The following is a 2,942-nucleotide window of genomic DNA, read 5'->3' as shown; positions in this document are numbered from 1 at the left end:
TTGTTCTCCCCCAAGAAGTGCAACAATTAAGAGCAAGTTGTGAAAAAGACTTTGTGCTGGTTTGTCCAGGAGTGCGGCCGACGTGGGCTGATCAGGGAGATCAAAAGCGATCGCTCACACCTTCCCAAGCTATCACAGCAGGTGCAGATTATCTAGTTATCGGTCGCCCCATTACTGCTGCGGCTGAACCTGAGTTAGCGTGGAATCAGATTGTAGAGGAGTTAAACACAGTGTCATGAAAATAGGAATCAGGAGTCAGGAGGTAGGGGCGCAGGTCCTGCGCCCAGTCAGGAGTCTGAAGGAAGAAGAAAGAAGGAAATTCCTCCTCTCCCCTGCTCCCCTGCTCCCCTGCTCCCCTGCTCCCTCGCTCTGGTTGTTGATAACCTGTAGCTGGCTATTTATCTCTCCTGGATTTCATTACCCTGTATTTGCTAAAAATATTACTCCCAAACCTGTAAATCCAGAAATTAGCAATTCTTGTTCTGAGCAAAGTTTAGAAACTTTAACTACTCAGCTATTGCTAGATTTACCTAGCTATGCTAACCGGGCTATCCAACGTGGGCGTAGAATGAAACGGAGTGTTGATACTTTTTCCTATATATTAGTTGCGGGTAAACCAGAGTTTCAACCTTTACCATTAAATCCTGGTATTGATAATGGGAATAACTATGAAGTAGAAGGAGTAAAACAGGTTTTCTTTACTACCTTAGAGCGAAAATATATCAATAAAAAACCTGTAGAATTACAAGAATTCCACAGACTATTTTTAACAAAAACTAAGATTGGCTGGGCTGTAGTAATGATGTTTTCCCAAACTGGTGAGTATCCCGTTAAACCACCTATTGCACCACCCAGGGATAGTAGTAATGGGGCGATCGCTCAAGGTGTTAAACTATGGTTACGGGATTGTCAAGCAATTGACAATTGATAATTGATAATTGACAATGATCCACTATCAAACACTAAAAGGCTTTGACTCCTGACTCCTCTTCTAATTCTGCTGTCAGTTTTTCTTTATTGCGTCTGCGGATTTTGGCGTACATTTGAATACTCACAGCCATGAAAATCACTAAACCAAAAATTAGCCACGCGGTAAGGTCGGTGGGTAAGTTGTTCTTGAATGTAGCCAACATCACAATTACTACTAATAACAGTGTCGGGGCTTCATTGAAAGCGCGTAAACTTTGACCAGTCCACTTACATTCATCTGCTGCTAACTGCTTCATTAATCTACCGCAGTAATGATGATAGCCGATTAAAATCGCTACAAATCCTAATTTGAAATGTAACCACGGTTCTTTTAATAGTTCCATGTTGGTAGATAAGATACCAATAGCCATTGCTATGGTTACAAACATCCCAGGAGTGGTAATGATGTCATAAAGACGCTTTTCCATGATTTGATACTGGTTTTTCAGTATCGTTTTCGCTGGTTCTGGTTCTTGGTTGGCTTCAACGTGGTAGATAAATAGCCGTACTAGGTAAAATAAACCCGCAAACCAAACTACAAAGCCAATTATGTGAAATGCTTTAAACCAAGAATAAGCCATGAATTGTCACCTACCTTAATGAATTTACAAATGATTGCATCTATTCTCATTATCAGGTTACGGTGATTTCTGGCAAGGATGCAGATAGGTTAAGAAGTGTGAACTATAGCAGGTAAGAGTTGATTGCTTCTTTATCACTCCTCTAGAAACGTTCTAGAGGAACGTTTACTGACGCTATCAGCAAGCCCTATCTAAGGTTAGTTTCAGCAGCGTTACGGCAGTTTGCAAGTATTTATACAATTTATTTACATTTTCTTCAGTAATCCTCACAAGATCCTCAACTTTTGTGTTTATAGTCAGTTGCAAGGTGATAAAAAATCTAGAAATTTTAACAAAGCCTAGAAAATTAATATTATTTGGAGATTTACCATGATTAAATTGCTGGTGGGGATTCTTGTTTTTGTGATTAATACAGTTTATCGAGATCGTCCTTATCCTCGTTTTTATGTCCTAGAAACTGTTGCTAGAGTTCCTTATTTTTCCTATCTTTCAGTTTTGCATCTTTATGAAACATTAGGATTTTGGCGGAAAGCTGATTGGTTAAAAGTACATTTTGCGGAATCTTGGAATGAATTGCATCATTTATTGATTATGGAATCTTTAGGAGGTTCAGCATTTTGGGGCGATCGCATATTAGCAAAAACAACTGCTTTAATTTATTATTGGATTATTGTCATCCTGTATATTATTTCTCCTAAGTCTGCTTATCATTTCATGGAATTGGTAGAAGGACACGCTTATAGCAGCTATCAGAAATTTTTGACAGAACAAGCAGCAGAATTAAAGTTACAACCTGCTCCAGCCATAGCCATTAGCTACTATCGTGATGGTGATTTATATATGTTTGATGAGTTCCAAACTGCTCCATCTTCAGAAAAACGTCGTCCTCAAGTTGATAATCTTTATGATGTATTTGTGGCGATTCGTGATGATGAAATGGAACACGTGAAAACAATGGTAGCTTGTCAAGAAACCAACGCTCAAATCTCCTTCAAAAGTCCTCATACTTTAGCTAATTCGGAAATTACGGATAGTTTTGCAAATATACCTAGCGATTAAAAAATGACTTCACCACTCTACAGAAATGCGGGTATAGGTTAAGATGTAGTTTATGGTCGGTTAATGATAAAAGCACCAATAAATGGTAAAATCTGGAAAATTCCTGAAAAACCATATTTTTTCTACCGATAGCTTCTATATCAGTTGGCTTAACTGGTTTTTTGGCTTTGCTGATTTGAAGTATGAACATAATTTTTGATCATATCAAAACCCCTGTAGAGACTTTCCATGGAAAGTCTCTACTCAATTTTTACCGGGTTTTAGTCCGATTTTTGAGCCTGGTTAAATTTGATCAAGGTTTCTCCAAGAGTGATATTATTTATCTTTACTAGG

4 protein-coding genes are annotated in these 2,942 nt (G+C 38.3%); 3 read left to right on the top strand and 1 reads right to left on the bottom strand.

Annotation, left to right across the window (positions count from 1 at the left end):
• On the top strand, window positions 1-239 hold a 239-nt coding region (locus FJR38_RS22380; protein WP_174764094.1), incomplete at its 5' end, for an orotidine 5'-phosphate decarboxylase / HUMPS family protein.
• A 137-nt stretch (window positions 240-376) separates the two neighbouring features.
• Window positions 377-928: a hypothetical protein gene (locus FJR38_RS22375; protein WP_371418268.1), complete on the top strand. Its 552-nt coding sequence runs from the start codon at window positions 377-379 to the stop codon at window positions 926-928.
• Window positions 929-962: 34 nt separating this feature from the next.
• On the opposite strand, the gene hemJ is transcribed toward FJR38_RS22375, so the two are convergent.
• A complete protein-coding gene (gene hemJ, locus FJR38_RS22370) occupies window positions 963-1,550 on the bottom strand; it encodes a protoporphyrinogen oxidase HemJ (RefSeq protein ID WP_168492579.1) in 588 nt (195 codons plus the stop codon).
• Window positions 1,551-1,919: 369 nt separating this feature from the next.
• On the opposite strand from hemJ, the gene FJR38_RS22365 reads away from it, so the two are divergent.
• The gene (locus FJR38_RS22365; RefSeq protein WP_168539499.1) at window positions 1,920-2,609 is read left to right on the top strand and encodes an alternative oxidase; all 690 of its coding nucleotides are present in this window, start codon (window positions 1,920-1,922) and stop codon (window positions 2,607-2,609) included.
• Window positions 2,610-2,942 lie beyond the last annotated feature (333 nt).

Source organism: Anabaena sp. UHCC 0253, from assembly GCF_009712085.1.
GTDB lineage: Bacteria > Cyanobacteriota > Cyanobacteriia > Cyanobacteriales > Nostocaceae > Dolichospermum.
This window is presented reverse-complemented; position numbering and strand designations above follow the sequence as displayed.